Annotated in this window: 18 protein-coding genes and 1 pseudogene; 12 read left to right on the top strand and 7 right to left on the bottom strand. The window is 70.9% G+C overall.

Annotation, left to right across the window (positions count from 1 at the left end; all coding sequences use genetic code 11):
* Positions 1–10: 10 nt before the first annotated feature.
* On the bottom strand, positions 11–1225 hold the full coding sequence (locus CC117_RS19500) for a cytochrome P450 (RefSeq protein WP_071086216.1): 1215 nt from the start codon (positions 1223–1225) through the stop codon (positions 11–13).
* Between the two features lie 1117 nt (positions 1226–2342).
* Here CC117_RS19500 and CC117_RS19495 point away from each other — a divergent pair.
* From CC117_RS19495 to CC117_RS19470, 6 genes are all read left to right on the top strand, one after another.
* On the top strand, positions 2343–3734 hold the full coding sequence (locus tag CC117_RS19495; RefSeq protein WP_071086213.1) for an ABC transporter substrate-binding protein: 1392 nt from the start codon (positions 2343–2345) through the stop codon (positions 3732–3734).
* Between the two features lie 2 nt (positions 3735–3736).
* Positions 3737–5863 carry a branched-chain amino acid ABC transporter permease gene (locus tag CC117_RS19490; RefSeq protein ID WP_071086212.1) on the top strand — a complete coding sequence of 709 codons (2127 nt, stop codon included), beginning with the start codon at positions 3737–3739 and terminating at the stop codon, positions 5861–5863.
* Between the two features lie 4 nt (positions 5864–5867).
* Complete coding sequence (locus tag CC117_RS19485; RefSeq protein WP_407673557.1) at positions 5868–6557, top strand: ABC transporter ATP-binding protein; 690 nt, start codon at positions 5868–5870, stop codon at positions 6555–6557.
* Positions 6554–7261, top strand: a complete 708-nt coding sequence (locus CC117_RS19480) for an ABC transporter ATP-binding protein (RefSeq protein WP_071086209.1) — start codon at positions 6554–6556, stop codon at positions 7259–7261. The genes CC117_RS19485 and CC117_RS19480 overlap by 4 nt, the downstream gene beginning before the upstream one ends.
* Positions 7258–7728: a hypothetical protein gene (locus CC117_RS19475; protein ID WP_071086207.1), complete on the top strand. Its 471-nt coding sequence runs from the start codon at positions 7258–7260 to the stop codon at positions 7726–7728. Before CC117_RS19480 ends, CC117_RS19475 begins: the two co-directional genes overlap by 4 nt.
* A gap of 134 nt (positions 7729–7862) precedes the next feature.
* Positions 7863–8396: a M48 family metalloprotease gene (locus CC117_RS19470; protein ID WP_256385397.1), complete on the top strand. Its 534-nt coding sequence runs from the start codon at positions 7863–7865 to the stop codon at positions 8394–8396.
* An 81-nt stretch (positions 8397–8477) separates the two neighbouring features.
* On the opposite strand, the gene CC117_RS19465 is transcribed toward CC117_RS19470, so the two are convergent.
* Positions 8478–8867 carry a BlaI/MecI/CopY family transcriptional regulator gene (locus CC117_RS19465; protein ID WP_071086339.1) on the bottom strand — a complete coding sequence of 130 codons (390 nt, stop codon included), beginning with the start codon at positions 8865–8867 and terminating at the stop codon, positions 8478–8480.
* Between the two features lie 335 nt (positions 8868–9202).
* On the opposite strand from CC117_RS19465, the gene CC117_RS19460 reads away from it, so the two are divergent.
* A complete protein-coding gene (locus CC117_RS19460; protein WP_084132420.1) occupies positions 9203–11344 on the top strand; it encodes an anthranilate synthase family protein in 2142 nt (713 codons plus the stop codon).
* Here CC117_RS19460 and CC117_RS40600 read toward each other — a convergent pair.
* Positions 11305–11733 (bottom strand): annotated as a pseudogene (locus tag CC117_RS40600) (ABC transporter permease); the annotation flags it as partial. The gene CC117_RS19460 and the pseudogene CC117_RS40600 sit on opposite strands and share 40 nt — an antisense overlap.
* A gap of 578 nt (positions 11734–12311) precedes the next feature.
* On the opposite strand from CC117_RS40600, the gene CC117_RS19450 reads away from it, so the two are divergent.
* From CC117_RS19450 to CC117_RS19435, 4 genes are all read left to right on the top strand, one after another.
* Positions 12312–13472 carry a substrate-binding domain-containing protein gene (locus CC117_RS19450; RefSeq protein ID WP_071086204.1) on the top strand — a complete coding sequence of 387 codons (1161 nt, stop codon included), beginning with the start codon at positions 12312–12314 and terminating at the stop codon, positions 13470–13472.
* A gap of 107 nt (positions 13473–13579) precedes the next feature.
* A complete protein-coding gene (locus CC117_RS19445) occupies positions 13580–14419 on the top strand; it encodes an SAM-dependent methyltransferase (protein WP_071086202.1) in 840 nt (279 codons plus the stop codon).
* 84 nt (positions 14420–14503) lie between these two features.
* A complete protein-coding gene (locus CC117_RS19440; RefSeq protein ID WP_071086200.1) occupies positions 14504–15175 on the top strand; it encodes a TetR/AcrR family transcriptional regulator in 672 nt (223 codons plus the stop codon).
* Positions 15176–15433: 258 nt separating this feature from the next.
* Positions 15434–16825 (top strand): LmeA family phospholipid-binding protein, encoded by a 1392-nt coding sequence (locus CC117_RS19435; RefSeq protein WP_241830246.1) that lies wholly within the window; start codon positions 15434–15436, stop codon positions 16823–16825.
* A 43-nt stretch (positions 16826–16868) separates the two neighbouring features.
* On the opposite strand, the gene CC117_RS19430 is transcribed toward CC117_RS19435, so the two are convergent.
* The 4 genes from CC117_RS19430 to CC117_RS19415 form a co-directional block, all read right to left on the bottom strand.
* Positions 16869–17432 carry a mycothiol transferase gene (locus CC117_RS19430; RefSeq protein WP_071086198.1) on the bottom strand — a complete coding sequence of 188 codons (564 nt, stop codon included), beginning with the start codon at positions 17430–17432 and terminating at the stop codon, positions 16869–16871.
* A gap of 229 nt (positions 17433–17661) precedes the next feature.
* Positions 17662–19308 carry a GMC oxidoreductase gene (locus tag CC117_RS19425; protein WP_071086196.1) on the bottom strand — a complete coding sequence of 549 codons (1647 nt, stop codon included), beginning with the start codon at positions 19306–19308 and terminating at the stop codon, positions 17662–17664.
* 569 nt (positions 19309–19877) lie between these two features.
* Positions 19878–20450 (bottom strand): heme-binding beta-barrel domain-containing protein, encoded by a 573-nt coding sequence (locus CC117_RS19420; protein WP_071086194.1) that lies wholly within the window; start codon positions 20448–20450, stop codon positions 19878–19880.
* Positions 20451–20600: 150 nt separating this feature from the next.
* Positions 20601–21023 carry a TOBE domain-containing protein gene (locus CC117_RS19415; RefSeq protein WP_071086333.1) on the bottom strand — a complete coding sequence of 141 codons (423 nt, stop codon included), beginning with the start codon at positions 21021–21023 and terminating at the stop codon, positions 20601–20603.
* A gap of 473 nt (positions 21024–21496) precedes the next feature.
* Here CC117_RS19415 and CC117_RS19410 point away from each other — a divergent pair.
* The coding region (locus tag CC117_RS19410; RefSeq protein ID WP_241830245.1) for a Zn-ribbon domain-containing OB-fold protein at positions 21497–21706 on the top strand (210 nt) is incomplete at its 3' end.

Below are 21706 nucleotides of genomic sequence, written 5' to 3'. Positions count from 1 at the left end.
GCGCGGGGCGTCAGCCGGTGGAGGTACGCACCGGGAGCTTCGCCCAGCCGCGGACGGTGGACGTCCGGGCCTGTACGGCGTTGTCGTAGTCGATCTCCCAGTGCGGCCACCGGCGCAGCACCTCGTCCAGGGCGACCCGCGCCTCCAGGCGGGCGAGGGCGGCGCCCAGGCAGAAGTGCAGGCCGCGGCCGAAGCTCAGGTGCCGGCTGAAGGACCGGTGGATGTCGAAGCTGTCGCCGTCGGGGAACTGCCGCTCGTCGCGGTTGGCGGAGCCGTTCAGCAGCACCATCACGCTGCCCTCCGGAACGGTCTGGCCGTGCACCTCGACGTCCCGGGCGACGTGGCGGGCCTGGATGGGGGAGGGGGCCTCGAAGCGGAGCACCTCCTCGATGACGTCGGGGACGAGGGATCGGTCCTGCGCGACCTGGCGCAGCTGGTCGGGATGCTCGGCGAGGACCTTGCCGGTCCACCCGATGAGCCGGGTGGTCGTCTCGTTGCCCGCGGCCGCCAGCATGTTGACGTAGACGAGGACCTCGGTGCGGGTCAGCCGCCGGGTGGTGCCGGTCTCGTCGGTGAACTCGGCGGTGAGCAGCTCCGTCATCAGGTCGTCGGACGGGTTGCGGGCCCGCCAGTCGAGGTACTCGGCGAACATCGCCTCGGTGCGCGCCAGCACGTCCTGGTCCAGCGGCTTCGGCGCGTCCTCCTCGAGGGTGAGGCCCGCGTCGATGATGTCGCGGATGCCCTCCTGGTCCTCCTCGGGGATGCCGAGCAGCATGCCGATCGTCCGCATCGGTATCTGGGCGCCCAGGTCGGCGATGAAGTCGAAGCCGCCGGAGCCGACGAGAGGGTCCAGGGAACGGGCGCAGAAGGCACGGACATCCGCTTCGAGTGCCAGCATCTTCCGCGGGGTGAAGACCCGGGCCAGGATGCCGCGGTGGACGTCGTGGACGGGCGGGTCCTCGAACAGGATGTTGCCGGGCGGGAAGGTGAATCCGGAGCGGATGAGTTCCAGGACCGACCCGCGGCCGGAGCGGTAGGTGTCCCAGTCGCCGAAGGCCTTCTCGACATCGTCGAAGCGACTCACCGCGAAGAAGTCGTACCTGGCGTTGTAGTACAGCGGCGCGGTGTCCCGTAACGCCTTCCAGACGGGGTACGGGTCGGAGTCGATCTCGAAGTCGTAGGGGTCGTAGTAGACGTCACTGCTCTCCGGCGCGGTCGCTGTCATCGGTTGTCCTGCTCCCTCGGCGTCGTGGGCCCGCGGCGGTCGGTGCCATGCGGCCAGTGGTGCCCATCACACAGAATCTTCCTCCGCCACATTCGTCAACGGCCGCTCACCGCCGGTGGAGAACGGCGCTGCCGGTCCGGCCGGGCTGGCAGCCCCGCCGAGCCGGCTGCGACGAGCGGATCTTCCCGCGTGCCGGGTGTGAAATGTGGCACGTTGCGGTGGGTGGCCTCTCTGGGGCCGCGGATCGGCATGCGCCGGCCGGTCTCGGCGCCAGGCGCGTGGGGTGGATCACCTCGGCGCGCGCGGGGCGGCCGGCGGGGCCACTCTCCGTAAGAGTCGCGGCGACCCGGGCCGGAAGTGGCCGCCGGCTCGCGTCGGTGCTCGGCCAGCGTCCTACCTGGGCAGACGGGCAGATCTGCCGCGTGGTGAGCCAAGATCTCGCGATCTTGGTAGACCGGTGTGCCGCCGGTCACGGGCCCCGGACGACGGCGTCGCGGATGCGTCCGGTAGCTTGCCGATCGGCTTGCGTGGCGGCCCGGTTGTACGGCGTTCCCCGGCGGTCGTCCGAGCAGAACTGACCGGCCGGCCGGCCGGTCACGCTGCGTTGTCTGTTCCTTGTGTGCGGTAGCGGCTGGAGTGTGTCGACCCGCGTTCCGGCGATCTGAACGGCGTTTGATTCTCGCCGGAAGAGTCGATAGTTTCCTCACGCCGAGAAGATCCCTTCCGGAAACTGCAAGTGGCACTTACGAAATGATCGGCCGAGGTTGGTGCTGATGGCACGGCGGACGTTCTCGGGCAAGGGCGCCTGAAACGCCGGCACAGTCGGCTGATCACCTGCCCTGCCGGCACTGAACCTCCCCGGCCGGGTGTCACAACCTGTCTGTCTCCGGGCCGAGCTGTGCCGTCGGCCACCGGGGCGCGGCGCGTTGTGGCCGTGGTGCCCACTTGTCCGTCGCCGGCAGCCGCTCGGTTGCTCCAGCACGCCCAGCCCGACCAGACCTTCGTCCGGGCGCGCGGTGCGGCCCCGGTGGGGCCGTGCCCGGCAGCCCGGACCGCGTCCCTCGCGTCCCCCGCGTCCGGCGGAGGCAGGGTCGGGACAGCAACAAGGAGGAAATGCGTGAGACCGCGTAGAACTGTCGCGGCCGTCGCTGCTGTCGCAGCGGTGACCGTGTTCGCTGCTGGGTGCGGCAGGAGCGGCGGCGGCGAATTAGGAGCTGAGGACACCCCGGCGACAGCGGCGGCGGAAGCGGCGGCCGGCGACTTCGGGACCCTGAAGGACGTCTGCGGTCCCGGCGACCCGAAGGGCGCGCCCGCCCAGGGCGTGACCGCGAGCGAGATCAGTGTCGGCACCTTCAGCGACGTCGGCTTCACCAAGAACTCGGAGTTCGACGACGCGGCCAAGGTGTTCACCGAGTGGTGCAACGCCGCGGGCGGCATCAACGGCCGCGAGATCACCTACCACCTGCGGGACTCGAAGATCTTCGAGACCCGGCAGCGGATGATCGAGTCCTGCCGTGAGGACTTCGCCATCGTCGGCGGCGGCTCCGCCCTCGACGCCGGCGGCGTGGAGGAGCGGCTGAAGTGCCTGCTCCCCGACATCCCCGCGCAGACCAGCCAGGTCGAGAACCTCGGCTCGGACCTGCAGATCGACGCGATCGGCGCCGGGCACTCCTTCGCCCGCTACGCCGGCTACTACACCTGGCTGCTCAAGGAGGCCCACCCGGGCTCCGCGAGCGCGGTCGGCGTCATCGCCGGTGACTCGCCCGTGACCAAGGTCATCGGCGACCAGACCGCCGAGGCGCTGGAGAAGTCCGGCGGCACGGTCGTCTACCGGGACCTCTACCCGGCCGCGGGTGTGTCCGACTGGACCCCCTACGCCCAGTCCCTCAAGAGCAAGGGCGTCAAGGGGCTGGTGTTCCAGGGCGACTTCCGCAGCCTGGCGAAGCTGGAGCAGGTGCTGAAGTCGATCGACTACAAGCTCGACTGGATCGACGCGAACAGCAACGCCTACGGCACGGGGTTCGGTGAGCTGGTCGGCGACGCCGTCGACTTCCAGCCCAACTACGCCGACCTCAGCGGCGTCGCCCCGCTCGAGGCCGCCGACGACATCCCCGCGCTGGAGCAGGTCAAGGACCTGTACAAGGAGTACGCGCCGGACGCGGAGATCACCTTCCCGGCGCTGCGGGCCTTCTCCGCCTGGCTGCTGTTCGCCACCTCGGCCTCCGAGTGCGGCGACGACCTCACTCGCAAGTGCCTGTACGAGACCGCCCGGGAGCAGACCGACTGGACGGCCGGCGGGCTTCAGGTGAGCGTCGACATCACCGAGGCCGACGCGCCGCTGAAGTGCTTCAACGTGGTGCAGGCGACGCCGGACGGCTGGGAGATCGCGAACTTCGAGCCCGACGAGGGCGCGTTCCGCTGCGACGCTCCCGAGGTCCGGTACACGGGTGACTACGGTTCCCCGCTCACCCTGGCCAGTGTCGGCAAGAGCCTGAGCGATCTCCAGTAGTCATGGAGCAGCTGTTCACCTTCGGGATCGTGGGTCTGAGCACCGCGGCCATCTACGCCATCATCGGCAGTGGCCTGGTGCTCACCTACACCACCACCGGCGTGTTCAACTTCGCGCACGGTGCGGCCGGCATGATGGCGGCGTTCGCGTACTGGCAGCTCACCGAGGGCTGGGGGCTGCCGGTACCGCTCGCGCTGATCCTTGTTCTGGTGGTTCTCGCACCTGCGTTCGGCCTGCTGGTCGAACGTCTGGTGCTCCGGCCGATCCAGGGCCTGGGTGACGCCGAGCGCCTGGTGATGACCGTGGCGATGCTGAGCGGTCTCATCGCGGCCGCCCGGTGGATCTGGGACCCGAACGAGGCCCGGTCGCTGCCGAGGTTCTTCGAGAACACCGACGCGATCGACATCGGCCCCGCCACGGTCACCTGGCACCAGGCACTGACCATGATCGTGGCGGTGGCCGTGGCGATCGGCCTGCGGATCCTGCTGTACGGGACCCGTATCGGCGCCGAGATGCGGGCCAGTGTCGACGACCGGGCCCTGGTGGGCCTCACCGGGGCCAACCCGGTGCGGTCCAACCAGGTCGCCTGGATCCTCGGCACGCAGCTGGCGGCCGTCGGTGGCATCCTCATCGCGCCGGCCGTCTCCCTGGACGCCTCCCAGCTCTCGCTGCTGATCGTGAGCGCCTACACGGCGGCGATCTTCGGGCGGCTGCGCAGCCTGCCGCTGACCTTCCTCGGTGCGGTGGTCGTCGGGTGCCTGGAGAGCTACCTGACCGGGTACCTGCCGCAGAACGACTACCTGCCCGGCCTGCGCCTCGCAGCGCCGGCGCTGCTGCTGTTCCTGTCGCTGCTGGTGTTCCCGCACCGGCGGCTGCGCGGGCGGGACACGAAGGCACGTCCCGTGCCCTCCCCGTCACTGCAGGGGACGCTGCTGTTCGCCGGTGCCGTCGTGCTCTTCGGGCTGGTGCTCGCCTCGCTGCTCGGCGAGGGCGATCTGATCACCTACGGGCAGATCTTCTCGTTCGGTGTGATCGCGCTGTCCTACGTCCCGCTCGCGGGCTACGCGGGGCAGATCTCGCTGTGCCAGCTGAGCATGGCCGGGATCGGTGCGGCCGTGTGGGCGCACGCGGGTGCCGACGGCCAGCTGTGGGCGCTGCCGCTCGCGGTCGTGATCGCCGGCGCGGCGGGGGCGCTGATCGCGCTGCCCGCGCTGCGCCTGTCCGGCGTGTACCTCGCGCTGGGCACCACCGCCTTCGCGGTCATCCTCGACCGGTGGATCTTCACCCTGCCCTCCTTCGAGGTGCTGGGCCTGAACATCTCGCTGTTCGACGGCGGCACCGTCGACGTCGCCGGGCCGTCGCTGTTCGGATGGCGCCTCGACGACGGCTCCGAGCTGATGGTGTTCGCCGCTGTCTGGCTGGCGCTCGCCTCGCTGGCGATCGCGGTGCTGCGGCGCGGCCGGTTCGGCCGTCAGCTCATCGCGCTGCGCGACAGCGAGGCGGCCTACGCGACCCTCGGCGGCAACCTGCTGCTGTCGAAGGTGGCGGTCTTCGCGCTGTCCGCGGGCATCGCGGGCCTGGGCGGGGCGTTGTACGGCATGCAGCAGCGCTCGGTCACCGCCGAGCAGTTCGGCCTCGTCGCCGGGTTGCCGCTGTTCCTCGTCGCCGTCGTCGGCGGGCTCACCGCCGTCGGCAACGGCCTGTTCACCGGTGTGGCCGTCGGTGGGTCCTTCCCGGTGATCTCCGCCGCGGGGGCCTTCGCGCAGAACATCACCTCGGTGCTGCCGGCGCTTGCCGGGCTGGGGCTGGCCAGGAACCCGGACGGCGCCGTCCCCGAGATCCGTTCCGGGTACGAGCCGCTGGGCCGGAACAAGCCCGTGCTGGGCGGCCTCGTCGTCGCCCTCGCGGGACTGTGGGTCCTGCAGTTGCAGGACGTCCTGGACGGCTGGCTGACATTCGGTCTGGCCCTGTTCCTGATCGTCGCCGCGCAGGCCGCGGCGACCGCGCTGGAGCAGGCCCGGGCGGCCAGGTCCACCGACACCGACGTCCCCGTCGAATGGTGGGGCGTGCGGCGGGAGTGGCGCCGGGAGGACGAGGAGGTGCTGGCCCGTGGCATTGCTGGAGGTTAGGGAGGTGACCGTCGCCTTCGGCGGGGTGCGCGCGCTCAGCGACGTCGCCATCTCCGCCGAGCAGGGAAGGATCACCGGCCTCATCGGACCGAACGGGGCCGGCAAGAGCACCCTGTTCGACGTCATCACCGGCCTGCGGCGGCCGTCGTCCGGGCAGGTGTTCATCGAGGGGCGGGAGGTCACCCGCCTCGGCCCGACGCGGCGAAGCCGCCACGGGCTGGCCCGGACGTTCCAGCGGCTCGAACTGTTCGGCCGGCTCACCGTCCGGGACAACCTGCTGGTCGCCGCCGAACTCGGCTCGAACCGCCGGCACGCCGCCGAGCTGGTCGACCAGATCCTCGACCGGCTCGGGCTGACCCGGCTCGCGGACACCTCGTCCGACACCCTGTCGACCGGCGCGGCCCGGCTCGTCGAGGTGGCACGGGCACTGGCGGCGCAGCCCAAACTGCTGCTGCTGGACGAGCCGGCCGCCGGCCAGGACCCCGAGGAGACCGAGCGGTTCGCCGACCTGCTCCGCTCGCTCGCCGCGGAGGGGACCACCGTGCTCATCGTCGAGCACGACATGGACCTGGTCATGAGCGTGTGTGACGACCTGCACGTGCTCGACCTCGGCAAGGTGATCGCCTCCGGTCCGCCGGAGGAGATCCGGCGCAACGAGCAGGTCCTGGCGGCCTATCTGGGGGATGCGGCGTGACACCTCTCCTGGAGCTGCGTGACGTCCGTGCCGCCTACGGCAAGATCACCGTCCTGCACGGTGTGAGCGTGAGCGTCTCCGCCGGCCAGGTGGTGGCGCTGCTAGGGCCGAACGGCGCAGGCAAGACGACGTCGCTCAACGTCGCCGCGGGCACCCACCCCGTCCAGTCCGGCCAGCTGATACTGGGCGGGCGGGACATGACCGGGGCGAACCCCCGCGACCTGGCCCGGGCGGGGATCTGTCTGATTCCTGAGGGCCGGGGGGTGTTCCCGAACCTGTCCGTCCGCGACAACCTGCTGATGATGACCTTCACCGGTCACAGTCGCGCCGAGATCGAGGCCGTCGCCTTCGAGCGGTTCCCGATTCTCGCGAAGCGGGCCAACCAGCCGGCCGGCAGCATGTCGGGCGGTGAGCAGCAGATGCTCGCGCTGGCCCGCGGCCTCGCGACCGATCCGGCCGTGCTGCTGCTCGACGAGCTCTCGATGGGGCTGGCCCCCCTGGTCGTCGGACGCCTCTACGAGCAGGTCGCCGAGATCGCCCGCCAGGGTGTCGGCGTCCTGGTCGTGGAACAGTTCGCGGCCGCCGTTCTCGGTATCGCCGACCACGCGGCGGTCATGGTGCGCGGTCGCGTCGAACGAGAGGGCGCCCCCGACAGCGAGCTGCGCGCCGAACTATCCGCCCTCTATCTGGGGAGTTCCACATGACGACTGACTCGCGCGCGGACCGCTTCGTCCGCGAGCTCGGGGAGTTGAAGATCCCCGATCCGGCGGCCGGCCGGCCGCGCCTGTGGGTGCGCCTCGGCGTGGTGCTGATGGCGGCGGGCGCCGCGCTCGCCATCACCGCGTATGCGACGTCGCACGGCACCCGCGACCCGCTCGTCCAGCGCGACGCGCTCGCGCTCGGCCTCGGCGGGATCACCGCCGCGGTCATCGGCGCGGCGCTGTTCCTGCGCTACTCGCTGACCGGCTTCCTGCGCTTCTGGATGGCCCGCCAGTCCTATGACCTGGCCCTGCTCGGCGACCGCTTCGCCGAGCCCGGCGGCGCCGTGACCCCGGCGGCGGGCGCCGCGGTCGGGGCGGCCAAGCCGGCAGCCGCGGAGGTCGGGGCCACCGAGGAGACTCCTGATCCGGCTGCGCCGCACTCCACGGCGAAGGAGACCGTCTCGACCTGACGGCGCGGCCGCGTTCCGAACCTCCAGCGCCGATCGGCGTGCCTTCGGGGCCCGGTGCCCGAGCCTTCTGTATCCGCTCCTGCTTTACAGCTCCGGGCCAGCCCGCACCATGATGGGCTGGCCCGGAGTTTTCTCTGCGTCCGTATGCCGGCCCGGCCCGGCCCGCACGCGCGGGGCGGGTCGTCGTCACCACGGGGATGCGGCGTGCGGTCGATGACCGCCAGCTTCGGGCGGTGATCGCCCATGAGCAGGCCCATCTGACCGGGGGTCATCACCGGCTGATCTGGATGGTGCGTGTCGCGGCGCTGGCCCAGCCGCTGTTGTGGCCGATGATTGTGAGGGTCGAGTACCTGGTCGAGCGAGCCGCGGACGAGGTGGCCGCCCGTGAGGTGGGCGATCGCGACGATGTCGCGCGGGCCCTGGGGCGGGCGGCTCTCGCGGTGCTGGATTCCGAGCGGGATCACGCCGGGCAGCGCCGCCACCGGGTCATGTTGTCTGTGRGCTACCCGCCGAATGTCGTGCCGCGCCGGATAGCGGCGCTGGGAGCGCCCGCGGCCTGCCACAGGTGGCTCCTCGCCCTGCCGGTCGCGCTCGCGGTGGGCACGGCGGTATGGACGTTCGAGTGCGTCTACGACCTGCACGAGCTGCTCGTCCACGCCGGGATGTAGCCGCCCCGCCCAGACGGGTTCGGTCGTGGGCCGGACGGCGACCAGCTGCATACCGTCCTGCAGGCCGGACGGCCTGAGGAATCAGGAGGTCTCCTCGTCGGATGGCTGGCGCGTGTCGAGTTCGCGGAGCATGTCGCGCACAAGCTGGCCGTCGCGGTGGGAGAGGGACCCGAGGAACTGGGCCAGGACGATCTCCCGGCTCGGTCCCTCGTCCAGGAGCTGGTGGAGCCGTCGTACGGCCATGCCGGCCTCGTCGGTGACCGGGCTGTAGGCATGCGCGCGTCCCGACCGTCTGCGGCCGAGCAGGCCCTTGTCGTGCATCCGGGTGAGGATGGTCAGTACCGTCGTGTAGGCCAGATCGTCGCCGARCAGGTTCTGTACCTCACGCGGCGTCAGCGGTCGGGCAGCTCTCCGAAGGGTCTCCATGACGGTCCGCTCCAGGTCGCCCGGCGCCCGTCTGTTGCCAGCCATCATCGCCAGCCCCTCCGCCGGTCGCGCCGATCACAGTAGTCTTCCACGTCCGCGCCAGGGCGGTCGGGCCTGATACGGCTGCGCCGGCCGGCCATGCCTCCGGGGGCTGGGACCCGCCGGCCGGGCCCCGCCGGCCCCGCCGCCGTGGTCGATCGCGACCGGCTACAGTGACCGTATGCACGCGTTGAGGAACCTCTGGTGGCCCGCCCCGGTGGCGGCCCACCTCCTTCGCGCGTAGACCCATCACGCGGCCGCCCCGTCCGGCGGCCGTCGTCGTTTCCTCAGTTCGGGCGGGCCGTCCGGTCCCGGCGGCTCCCGGCCCCGAGGAAACAATCATGAATCTGCTGCACGACCTGCTCGCTGCCCTCGCCGCGGGAACCGATCCCGGCCCGTTCGCGCTGATCCGGCGGGAGGAGGCCGACCACCTCGACGTGCTCGTCGGGACGGTCGAGACCGCTGGCCGGATCGCCGACATCGACCTGCCGCCGGGGCCCGCCGGACCCCGTGTGCTGGCGCTCGTCCCCTACCGGCAGCTCGCCGAACGCGGCTTCACCTGTGTCGACGACGGCACCCCGCTGGAGTGCCTGCGCGTCGACGCCTGGGAGCGGGTCGGCCTGCCCGCCGCGTTGCGGGCCCTTCCCGACCAGGACGTCGCCTGCGAGGGCGGCGCCTTCGACCCGGGCGACGAGCAGTACGCGCGCACGGTGGAGGCGGTGCTGCGGGACGAGATCGGGCGGGGCGAGGGGTCGAACTTCGTCATCCACCGCACCTACACGGCCTCGATCGCCGGCCCGCCGGTCACCGCGGCCCTCGCGGTGCTGCGCCGGCTGCTCACCGGCGAGCGCGGCACCTACTGGACGTTCGTCGTCCACACGGGTACCCGGCTGCTGGTCGGGGCGACCCCCGAACGCCACGTCAGCGTCGAGGGCGGGCTGGTCATGATGAACCCGATCTCCGGCACCCACCGGCTGCCGCCCACCGGACCGGACCGCGAGAAGCTGCTGGCCTTCCTCGCCGACCGCAAGGAGATCGACGAGCTGCACATGGTGCTCGACGAGGAGCTGAAGATGATGGCCCGGGTCGCCGACCAGGGCGGCCAGGTGCGCGGCCCGTATCTGAAGGAGATGTCGAGCCTCGTCCACACCGAATACCTGCTGGTCGGGCGAGGCCGGCTCGACGTGCGGGACGTCCTGCGGGAGACGATGTTCGCGCCGACGGTCACGGGCAGCCCGCTGGAGAACGCGGCCAGGGTGATCGCCCGGCACGAGCGGCGCGGGCGGCGGTACTACAGCGGAGTGCTCGCCCTGTTCGGCACCGACGAGTCCGGCGGGCAGACGCTGGACGCGCCGATCCTGATCCGCACCGCGGAGATCTCACCAGCCGGCGAGCTGCGGGTGGCGGTCGGTGCCACCCTGGTGCGCCACTCCACGCCGGCGGGGGAGACGGCGGAGACGCACACCAAGGCGGCCGGGATGCTCGCGGCCCTGGGCCTGCTGCCGCCGCCGGACGGTTCGGCGAGCCGTGGTTCAGGTGGTGGTGGATCGGTGGGCACTGGCTCGGTGGGCGGGGAACTGGCAGGAGCGGTCCCGGCGGCCACGTTCGGAGACGATCCGCCGGTCGTGGCTGCGCTCGCCGCACGCACCGAGCGGCTGGCCCGGTTCTGGCTGCTGGACAGGCACACCGGCGTACCCGCGACCGCCCCGCTCGGCGGCAGGTCCGCACTGATAGTGGACGGCGAGGACGCCTTCAGCGGCATGCTCGCCCACCAGTTGCGCGGCCTCGGCCTCGCGGTGACGGTGCGGGACTGGCGGGATGCGGGAGACGCACGGGACACCGCCGGGTTCGACCTGCTGGTCGCCGGCCCGGGCCCCGGTGACCCGACCGTGCGCGACGATCCGCGGATGACGGCCCTGCGTTCGCTCGTGGCCGGGACGCTGACCCGGCGGCGGCCCCTGCTGGCGGTCTGCCTCGGGCACCAGGTGCTCGCCGATCTCCTCGGGCTGCGCCTGCACCGGTGCGAGGAGACCTCCCAGGGACTGGCCCGGGAGATCGACTTCTTCGGCCGCCAGCGCCGGGTCGGGTTCTACTCGACGTTCACCGCCGTCTCCGCACAGCGTGAGCTCAGCACCCCGTTCGGCACCGTCGAGGTCTGCCGGGACGTCGCCGACGATCCGGCGCCGCAGCCGGACGGTCACACGGTCCGCGCGGTGCACGCGCTGCGCGGGCCGACCTTCGCCGGTCTCCAGTTCCACCCCGAGTCGGTGCTCAGCGAGGACGGCTTCGAGCTGCTCCACGAGGTGCTGTCGGCGTTGGTGCCGACCAGGGCGCCGCGGGCGGTTCAGCCGCGCGCGGAGTCATGCCAGGAACCGACGACCAGCCGTGCGGCGAGACCGAACAGCCAGAAGACCACCAGCCCGAACAGTGCCGAGGAGATGATGGCGGCGAACAGCGGCGCGGACGACAGATCGCGGGTGTAGTTGTCGATGAGGGCACCGATGCCCACATCCCCACGGCGGAAGAAGAAGTCGCCGACGATCGCGCCGATGACCGCGAGCCCGGCCGAGATACGCAGGCCGGCGAAGACCGCGGGCAGGGCGCTGGGCAGCTCGAGGTGCACCAGCCGGCGCCACCGGCCGACCCGGCGCAGCGTGAACAGGTCGTGGTGGCCGGCGTCCACGGACTGGATGCCGAACAGGGTGTTCGTGATCATTGGAAACATGGAGATCACGACACAGACCACGGTGCGGGACCAGAAGCCGTATCCGAGCCAGAAACCGATGAGCGGGACGATCRCCAGCACCGGGATGGTCTGTAGAAGGATGGCCCACGGGTAGAAGGAGTTCTCGATCCAGCGTGCCTGCGCCATCAGGATCGCCGCGGCGATGCCGATGGCCGCGGCGATCGCGAGCCCGACCAGGGCGACCTTGGCCGTCCCCGCCAGCGCCGTGAGGATCTCGTCGGCGGTGCGGCGGTCCAGGAAACCCTCGGCCACGATCTCGTGCGGTGGTGGGAGCAGGAACCGGCGCCGGGGGGCGAGGAAGCAGTAGCTGACCGCGTACCAGACGCCGGTCACCACCGCGAACACGCCCAGCGGCGGCAGCACCGTCCGCCCGGCCCGGATTCCGAGCGCCCGAAGCGCGGTGCGCGTCCCACCTGCGCCAGGTGAGCTCCAGCGCTCGCTGACACGGACAGCGGGAGGGGCTCCCGGCGTGGCTGGATCGGGGGCTTCGCCGTCGGGCACGCCGGAACCCTATCCGCACCCGATTGCGGTGAAGGTACCTGGTTGCAGGTGAATTCCGCGGGCGTGGGAGGCTGGCGCCCGAATTGGCAGGTGACAGAAAACGGGGGGACCTGTCACTGTGGCGACCCGCCGCCCCGGGATTCGCGCCCGGCTGTTCCTGCCTGTCGTTCCTGTCCTTCCCTGTGCCGAGGAGAGCAGAGCACGTGACGAGACTTCGTTCGGTGGCGGCCTGGGCCTGCGCCGCGGGCCTGGCCCTCGGCCTGGCCGGGTGCGGTGACTCCGAGTCAGGTACGGAACCGGCCGCCACCGCCGCCGGGGCCGCCGCCGGGGCGAACTACACCACCCCGCTGAAAGGGGTGTGCCCGGACACCGTCGTCGTGCAGACCAGCTGGTGGCCGGAGGTCGACTACGGCTCGACCTACCAGCTGCTCGGGCCCGACCCGAAGATCGACGCAGGCGCGTTCACGGTGTCCGGGCCGCTCGGTGCCACCGGCGTCGACCTGGAGATCCGGTCCGGGGGGCCGGCCGTCGGCTTCGACCCGGTCACCGCGCTGTTCGAGAAGGACGACGACATCCTGCTCGGCTACCTCGACCTGGACGAGGTGATCCGCAACTCCGCCGAGCACCCGTCGGTCGGCGTGCTCGCCCCTTATGCGAAGTCGCCGCTGATGTTCTTCTGGGGCGACCCGGCGCTGGACTTCACCACCCTTGAGGACATCGGCCGGTCCGGGAAGACGGTGCTGGTCGGGGACGAGTCCTACCTGAACGCGCTGGTCGGCGAAGGCCTGTTCCAGCGGTCCCAGATCGACAACTCCTACACCGGGGACATCAGCCGGTTCGTCGCCGAGGACGGCGGGATCGTGCAGGCCGGCTTCGTCACCGACGAGCCGTACCGGCTCGAGCACGACGTCCAGGAGTGGGCGAAGCCGGTGAAGTACGTGCTGGTCGGCGACGAGTACCCGGCCTACGCCAACGTGCTGGCCGTCCGCAAGGACAAGGTGGCGACGAACCGGGAGTGCCTGTCGAAGCTCGTCCCGCTGTTCCAGCAGGCGATGGTCGACTACCTCGCCGACCCGGAACCGGCCAACCAACTGATGATCGAGGTCACCTCGAAGCTGGACACCGCCGGCTACGAGCTGTCCACCGGCCTGCTCGCGGACGGGAACACCAGGCAGCGCGAGCTCGGTCTGGTCGCGAACGGCAGTGACGGGACCTTCGGCAGCTTCGACAGCGAGCGGGTCGAGAGCCTGATCGGGCGGCTCACCCCGGGTCTCACCGAGGCGGGAACACCTCCGGCCCCGGGCCTGAAGCCCCAGGACATCATCACCAGCGAGTTCATCGACCGCTCCATCTCGCTGAGCTGACCGGCCCGCCGGCGCGGTGCCCGGGCATGACGTCCGGGCACCGCGCCGGCGGACGCCCCGCTCTGTGATCTCTGGCGATTCGGCCTCGAAGGGGAGCCCAGACAGCCGTGACCGACAACCAGCCGTACCCGCCCCCGACCTTCGACACCACCCGGCCGCACTCGGCCCGGGTCTGGAACTACTACCTGGGCGGCAAGGACAACTTTCCGGTCGACCGCGCGCACGGTGACCGGACCATCGCGCTCTTCCCACAGATGGTGGACGTCGCCCGGTCGTCGCGGGCCTTTCTCGCGCGGGCCATCACCTACCTGGTGGCCGAGGAGGGCGTGCGCCAGTTCCTGGACGTCGGCACCGGCCTGCCGGTCGAGAACAACACCCACCAGGTCGCCCAGCGGATAGCGCCGGAAACACGGGTCGTCTACGTCGACAACGACCCCATGGTGCTCATCCACGCCAGGGCGCTGCTGGCTGGCACACCCGAGGGTGTCACCACCTATCTCGAGGCCGACGCCCGCGACCCGGATCGCATCCTGGAGTTCGCCGCCGAGACGCTGGACTTCACCCGGCCGATCGGCCTGATGCTGATGTCGATCATGGGTCTCATTGCCGACCTCGACGAGGCCTACTCCATCGCGCGGCGGCTCGTAGCCGCACTGCCCGCCGGCAGTTTCCTGGTCCTCGAGGACGGGTCGGACGACCGGACGTCCGACCCGGCGCCGGGCCCCGCGGCGAGCAAGGACCAGGATCTCGGCGTCGAAGACCTCAACGTGGTCACCACGGACGGAAACGGATACCACTATCGCACCGTCGACCAGATCAGGGTTTTCTTTGACGGCCTCGAGCTTGTCGAGCCCGGAATCGTCTCGCCGCCTTACTGGCGCAACAACCCGGAGCCGGACGGTCCGTTCGCGCCGTTGGAATCCTGCGGCGTCGGTCGCCGGCGGTAATTGGTGCGCGCCGGCTCCGTGTCGGGGCCGGCGCCCTCCGCGAGCACTTGACCGGCATGGTGACATGATGCTTGTATCCGGCGCATGCCGGTGGTGACCACGTCGAGTAAGAAGCAGATCCTCCTCGCTGCCGAGCGCCTGTTCGCGGTACACGGTATTGAGGGGATCTCGCTGCGGCAGATAGGTGCCGCTGCCGGCAACGGGAACAACTCGGCGGTGCAGTACCACTTCGGCTCCAAGGACCGGCTGATCCAGGCGATCTTCGAATATCGGCTGCCGTGGCTCCATCAGCGTCGGCTGGATCTGATGGCCGAACGCGGCACGAGCGACCTGCGCGGCCTGGTCGAATGCCAGGTGCGGCCCCTGATGGAGCACAGTGAGGTAGCGGACAGTTACTACCTGACTTTCGTGGCCATGCTGAAGCAGTACGGTCGCCGTGACATCTTCGCGTGCATACCGGAGCCGATGCGCACCTCGTCGCGAGAATTCCAGGAACAGCTCGCGCTGTACCTCCCCTACATCGCCGAGCCGCTGCGCACGAACCGGATCGCGCAGGCGATGTCCCTCGTCGTCGAGGCGACCGCCGAACGCCAGCGTGCACATGCGGCCGAGCAGCCGGTGCTGCCTTTCGAGGTGCACCTGATGGACCTTCTCGACGCCATCATCGGATTCATGGCGGCCACGGTGTCCACGCAGACCCTCGACGCGCTCGCCCACACCACACCGGCCCCGCTCTCCTGGGCGAGCTTCATCTAGTGCCGTGACGCCCTTCCCGCCTGAAGCGAAGGGCGGGGCATCCTCCGGGACCTTCGGTGACCGGCGCCGGGCGGGCGAACCGGGCCGGTCTCGGTCAGTGTTTCCCTGGGTTCCGTGACCGGGGGATACCGGAATTGTCTGCATTGCGTGACCACACGTCCGTCCCGGCTCCTCGGGAGCGGCCCGGCCCGGCAGTAGGCTCGGGGCGGACAAAGCTCGGGCGGCCACCGGGTCACCAGGACCGGCACGGAACGGGAGATGGTCTTGGTGGATCAGGGCGGCGGCGAAGCAGGGTCCCCGACGTCGGCCGACCGGGGCCGAGCGGCGGCCGCGGACGCGGGCGAAGGCCAACGCCCGGCCGGCGACGAGCCGACGCTGTACCTTCCGCGCGCATCCGTGCCCCGGCCGGAGGCGCAGGCCCGGCCTGAGACACAGCCCCAGTCTGAGACACAGCCCCAGTCGGAGGCCCAGGCCCACCCGGAGGCCCGGACCCAGTCGGAGACAGGTCACCAGCAGATCCCCGGCTCCGCAGGACCGCTGCCCGTCGCCGGTCCGGGGGACACCCACCGTTCGGAGTGGGCCCGCCCGGTCGCGGGGGACGTTCCCGGCACCCGGCCATGGGCCGAGGTGCCGCCGACCCGCAGAGCGGACGGCTATGACGACGAGTCGCACGGGGATGGCGGCACGCCCTGGTCGGCTGCCGGCAGCCAGTGGGGGCCGCCGCCCGGGGACCCGCGGTGGGCGCCGCCGGGAGCGGGCCCGGCGCCGGGCGCGGGCGTCGCACCGGACGGCGGCCCGGGCGGTCCCGGTGGTCCGGGTGCTCCCGACGCCGCGGGTGCGCCTTCCGCCGGCCGGCGGCGGCGCAGGCGGTGGATCGCCGCCCTGGTCGCGCTGGTCGTTCTGCTGGTGCTGCTCGTCGTCGGCGACCGGCTCGCCGTCGCCGCGGCCGAGGACCAGATGGCCAAACAGGTCCGCACGAGTGTCGTGGAAGCGCTGGAATGCGGTGCGCCCCCGCCGACGGTGCGTGATGTCAGCATCGGGGGCTTCCCGTTCCTCACCCAGATCCTGCTCGGCAAGCTCGAGGACATCGGCCTCACCATCGAGGGGATCGCCACCCCGGGGCCGCGGATCTCCGAGGTCCAGGCCAGACTCACCGGCATCCACGTGCCGTTCGGTGACATGCTCTCCGGGAGCATCGGTGCGGTGCCGGTCGACGACATCCGTGCGACGGTGCGCGTCGACTACGCCGACCTGAACGCCTACCTGGCCACCCTGCCCGGCGAGATCCAGGTCAACCCGGTCGAGGGCGGGCGGCGGATCGAGATCTCCGGGCGGATCGACATCCCGCTGCTCGGCGCGCAGGAGGTCGGCGGCGTGACGACCTTCGAGGTCCGCAACAACGTGCTCACGATGGTGCCGAGCGAGGTCACCCTGCGCGGGGCGCTCAACTTCGCCATCCCGATTCCCGGGGGCTCGCTGTTGCCGTCCCTGCCGATCCCGGTCGGCCAGCTGCCGCTGGATCTCATCGTCGCGCAAGCGTCCAGCGGCCCCGACGGGCTGTCGCTGACCGCCACGGCCCACGACGTCGTCCTGCCGAAGGCCGCGGACGAGCCACGCCAGTGCCCACCCGGCACCACCGGACCGAGCTGACGTCCGGCGTCCGGCACGAGGCGTCAGGCGCCAGCACGAGGCGTCAGGCGGGGCGGATGAGTCCGCGGGCGAAGGCGGCCTGGCCGGCGTGCTGGAGGTCGTCGGAGACCACGCTGACGAGCCGCACCCCGAGGGTCACCGGGGGGTCCCAGGCGGTGTCGACGACCCGCGCGAGGTCCTCGTCGCGCAGTCCGGCGACGTAGCGGGCGGTCTGCGCGTGGACGGCGTCGTGGTAGCCGAGCAGCAGCGCCGGGTCACCGACCTGGACGGCGTCCACGTCGGCGGAGCTGTGCCCGTAGCCGATCGAGCGATACCCGTCCTGCGGGCCCGTGTCGAGGGCGAGTCCGAACCGCTTCTCCCACCCGTCGGCGTGCCAGACCTGCGGGGTCGCGGCGACGCCGGCGACGTGGTCGTCCTGGACCCGGCTCAGGTGCCAGACGAGCCAGGCGATCGAGTTGGCCCGCCCGTCGAGGCGACGGTTGAGCTCGGCCGGACCCAACCCGTCCACCACCTCGTGGACGACGTTCCGGATGCGACCGAACGCGTCGAGGAGCAGGGTGACGCTGGCGGGGGCGCCGGGGAGACCGGCACTGGAATCGTCTGTCATGTCCACCTCCTGGCCGCGGGAACCTCTCGGGAAACCATGCCCGGCACGAGGCCCCGCCACCGCATCGACCGGGTACGGCGCCGCGGGGCGGCGGCCAGGAGGTGGTGACCGCGAGCAGCGCCAGCCGACGGTTTCAGCTGGCGACGGTGTCAGCTGGCGATGGTGTCAGCTGGCGATGGTGTCAGCTGGCGAGGTCGGCGGACGGTGCTGCCGCGGTGTCGGTCCGGCGTCAGAAGATGCGGTTGATGTCCTGGCGCACGATGGTGGCCAGGCTGTGCTCGGCGAGCGCCGCGATCGTCATGGACGGGTTGCAGGCGCCGGTCGAGCCGGGGATCCGCGAGCCGTCGAGGACGTAGAGGCCGCGATGCCCCGCCACCCGGCCGTAGAGGTCGACCGCCGACCCCATCGGCACCCCGCCGAGCGGGTGCCAGGTGGACTGCGCCTGGGCGTTGGTGTCGATCATCATGCCGCCGCCGACCTGGGCGAGCTGCTGCATCTTTCCGGCGATCTGCTGCTGCAGGGCGGCGTCGGCGCCGGTCGGCCAGGTCAGGACGGCGTCGTCCTTGGCGCTGTCGTACGCCCAGGTGCCGACGGGGTTCACGATGCCGAGGCCGACGACCGTCAGCACCTTCTGACCGTTGGTCGGCACCGGTGATCCCGCGTGGATGACCGTGTAGGGGATCGTCGCCTGCGGGTCGCGGCCGCCGACACAGGCCGGTCCGCCCTGCGCGGTGCCCGGGTCGCCGTTCATGCCGATCCAGGCGAAGATCCGGTCGCCGTTGTTGCCCCACTGGGTGCCGATGGAGTCGGGCAGGTTCGGCACCAGCCCCTTCGCCTTCGACTTCACCAGCAGCCGGGTGGTGCCCGCCGAGCCGGCGTTGAGGAACACCGCGTTGGCGATGATGGTCTTGCGCTCCTGGACGACACCACCGGTGTCGATCCGGTCCACGGAGAGCACCCAGCGCTTCAGCGGGTCCAGCGAGATGTCGCGGACGACGTGCAGCGTCGCGACCCGGACCCGCCCGGTGGCCTCGGCGGCCGCCAGGTAGGTGACGTCGATCGAGCGCTTCCCACCGTTGTTGACACCGAAGGCGATGTCACTGGTGGTGTAGGTGGGCGTGTAGCGGCCGTCCAGCTCGCCGCGGACGAAGTTCCAGTCGATCGGCAGTGGCACCGGGACGGACTGCAGCCCGGCCTGCGGGGCGACGTCCCGGAACAGCCGGGAGGACTTGTACGGGCCCGTGTTCAGGATGTCGTCGGGAATGGTGGAGATACCGAGCGTCCGGGCGACCAGCGGATAGGCCCAGAAGTTCAGTTCGTCGTACAGGCCCGCCGCCGCCGGAATCGACTGGGCGAAGTGCTGCTTGGTGGGCTGCAGGGTCATGCCGTGGTACATCAGCGAGCCGCCGCCGTACGCGGCGCCGCAGTTGATCGTCATGTTGTTGCCGGGGATACTCTCGATGACGCCGACATACGGGTCCCAGTTCTTCACGACACCGCCGACGACGGCGTGGTCGGTCAGCCAGGACGAGCGGTTGTCGATGTTCGCGAACCGGGAGAAGGTGTTGGCGTTCGGGCCGGTTGGCCACCGGATGCCGCGCTCGAGGACCAGCGTGGAGACGCCGGCCTGGGCCAGCCGCAGCGCGGTGACGCCACCACCGAAGCCGCTGCCGATGACGACGGCCCGCTCCCGCTGGATGGTGGTCGGGACGGACGCCGGGGCGGCGGCGCGGGCCGGCGAGGCGACCGAACCGGCGGCGAGGCCGCCGGCGACGGCAGCGCCGAGCGCGGCCGTGCCGAATAACTTCCGTCGGGTGACGGAACCACCGCCGGTGAGCGGGCGCTCGACGGGCGTGTCGGATGGGTTCTCGGGCATGGCAGGTTTCTCCTGGGCTGTTCGCAGGGTTTCGGCACGCGCGGACACCGCACGAATACCGTCGCGGAATCCGGTCGCCATGAATCGCGGCGCCTCGAATCCGGCTTCGCGCGGTGAGAACACAGGAACAACGGGCCGCCCACCGGAGCGGAAATGCTGTTACTGGAACCGGTCGGCGGTCGGGTGCCAGCGGCACCCGGGCTTCCGCTTCGACGGAAAAAGGAGGGAACGAAGTAAGTGCCCGGGACACCTCCGGCCTTTTGCCTCCGCGCGTCACCAAGCATCGTGAGGGGCCGGCTGTGTGTCAATAGATTGCCCCGCGCTCCTGGTCGTTTGTGCACCAGGTAAAGGTCGCGGATTTACCGGTTTCCGGTCGCCTGTGGGTACGACCGCGCAGGTCAGGCCAGGTGTCGCCGGTGTCCATCCGTGTGCGGAGAAAAGAACGTCCCGCCGGTGCATGTATGGCACCGACGGGACGTTGTGTACCCGGGCTGTGGAGATGAGAGGGTGCGGGGAGTGAGCTCCGGAGAGCACCCGGTGTTGCGGCGCGGCCTGGGTGGCCGGGGCAGTCAGGCCCCGGCAACCCTGCGCAGGACGTTGCGGTCGGTGTGCGCCACCGGGTCGGCGACCCGGGCGTGTGTGATCGTCGTGGTCGAGTCGTAGGAGAGGCTGYCGTCCGCGGACACGGCGACGGTCACCTCGTACAGCGTCGTGTTCGCCGCCCGGGCCAGGTACGGGTTCGACAGGATCCCGTAGGTCGTCGATCCGAGCTCGGAGCGCAGCGTGAAGGTCGTCGCGTCCGAGGCGACGGCACCTCCCGCGATGAGCACCTGGCCGCGGGGGACCATGAAGCACCGCATGATGTGGCCGAGTACCGCGTCCCACAGCCAGTAGCCGATCTCGGTGTGGAACGCCTTGTCCTCACCGTGCCGCCACGCGGCCATGTGGTAGTCCAGCCCGTAGAGCTGCTGGGCGCCGTTGTCCACGGGCCCGAACGGCTTGAACGTGATCTTCTCGCGGTAGGGGGTAGTGATCATCGAGCCTTCGGAGTTGCCGAAGGCGACGTCCACGCCCTGGTCCCCCTCCCACTCGCCGGCGAGAGCCGCCAACGGGCCGAACTCCGGGCCAACCTGTTCCGCCACCGCCAAGCCCTCCTCGGGACAAACCGCCCGCAACCGGTGCGGGGCGGACATATCGCCGAAGATACGTGGTGATATGGAGCCGCTGGCGCTGGTAGGCCGCAAGGAGCACGCTCCCGCGACTTTGGTCACGGGGCCTTGGTCATGCGGCGGTCATGCGGCGGCGAGGGCGACCTCCGTCGACTTGACCAGCGCGGTCACCTGCGAACCAGCCACCAGGCCGAGGTCCTTCACCGCGTCGAGGGTGATCGCCGCGGTGAGCTGCCCACCGTTGTCGAGCTCGACGTGCGCCACGGCCATGGCGCCGCCGGTGTCGACGGAGGCGACGGTGCCGCGGAGCTGGTTGCGGATGCTGAGGCCCGCCACGCTGCCCGTGGCCAGCGAGACCTCGGTGGACTTGATGAGCACGGCGACCTCGCCGCCCACGGTGAGCTTCAGGTCCTCGACGGCGTCGAGGGTGACTGCGGCGGTCAGCTCCTGGCCTCCGGCCAGCGTGATCGACACGGTGCTCATCACGGCTCCGCGGGTGATCTCGCTGACGGTCCCGGTGAGTTGGTTGCGCACGCTGAGGTTCATGGTCGGCTGCATCGTCGGCTCCCTACCGGTCGAGGCGTCGTCATGTCGGCGTCGTTGGCGACCCTGCCTTCCCTACCCCCGGGTGCGTCTCCACACCAGCGGGGCTGCCGTCATCTGGTGTCGACTGGTGTCGACCGGGTGACAGGGGTCGCCGGTGACTGCCTGTGTACGTCGCGGTGCCCGCAGCCGGGATCGTTCCCGTGCGAGTGTGGGCGAGAAGGGCATATGCTGCATCTGAGAGTCAGCTGCTCTCGGCTRCCCGCTGATCGTCCCGGCCCGGCGAGACTGCCAGGCGGGCGATCCGAATGACGTGGAGGGTTGGAACCCGGTGCTCGTCCCTCCAGCGCCGGCGCGGCACCGGCACGACGCCGTCGTCGGTGCGCCTGGCACGCCCTCGGGTTTGCTCCTTTGTCCTCTTCCTGGGTGAAGCCGGAGACGGTTTGTGGGCCGGTCGTGATGCTAGGAGTGTTCTGATGGCTCAGGTTCCYTTTGCTCCCGAGGTGTTCACGTGGCCGGCGGAGAGTCCACAGCTCATCGGTGCGCGGTGTGGGAGCTGCGCGGCGGTGACGTTCCCCGCGCAGGATGCGTGTCCGCGGTGCGGGAAGCTGGAGATGGCGCGGCACCTGCTGCCCCGTGAGGGGACGTTGTGGACGTGGACGACGCAGGAGTTCCTGCCGAAGGCG

Origin of the sequence: Parafrankia colletiae (genome assembly GCF_001854655.1) — a bacterium.
GTDB lineage: Bacteria > Actinomycetota > Actinomycetes > Frankiales > Frankiaceae > Parafrankia > Parafrankia colletiae.
Note: the sequence above shows the minus strand (reverse complement) of the source record. Positions and strands in the feature narration are given on the sequence as shown.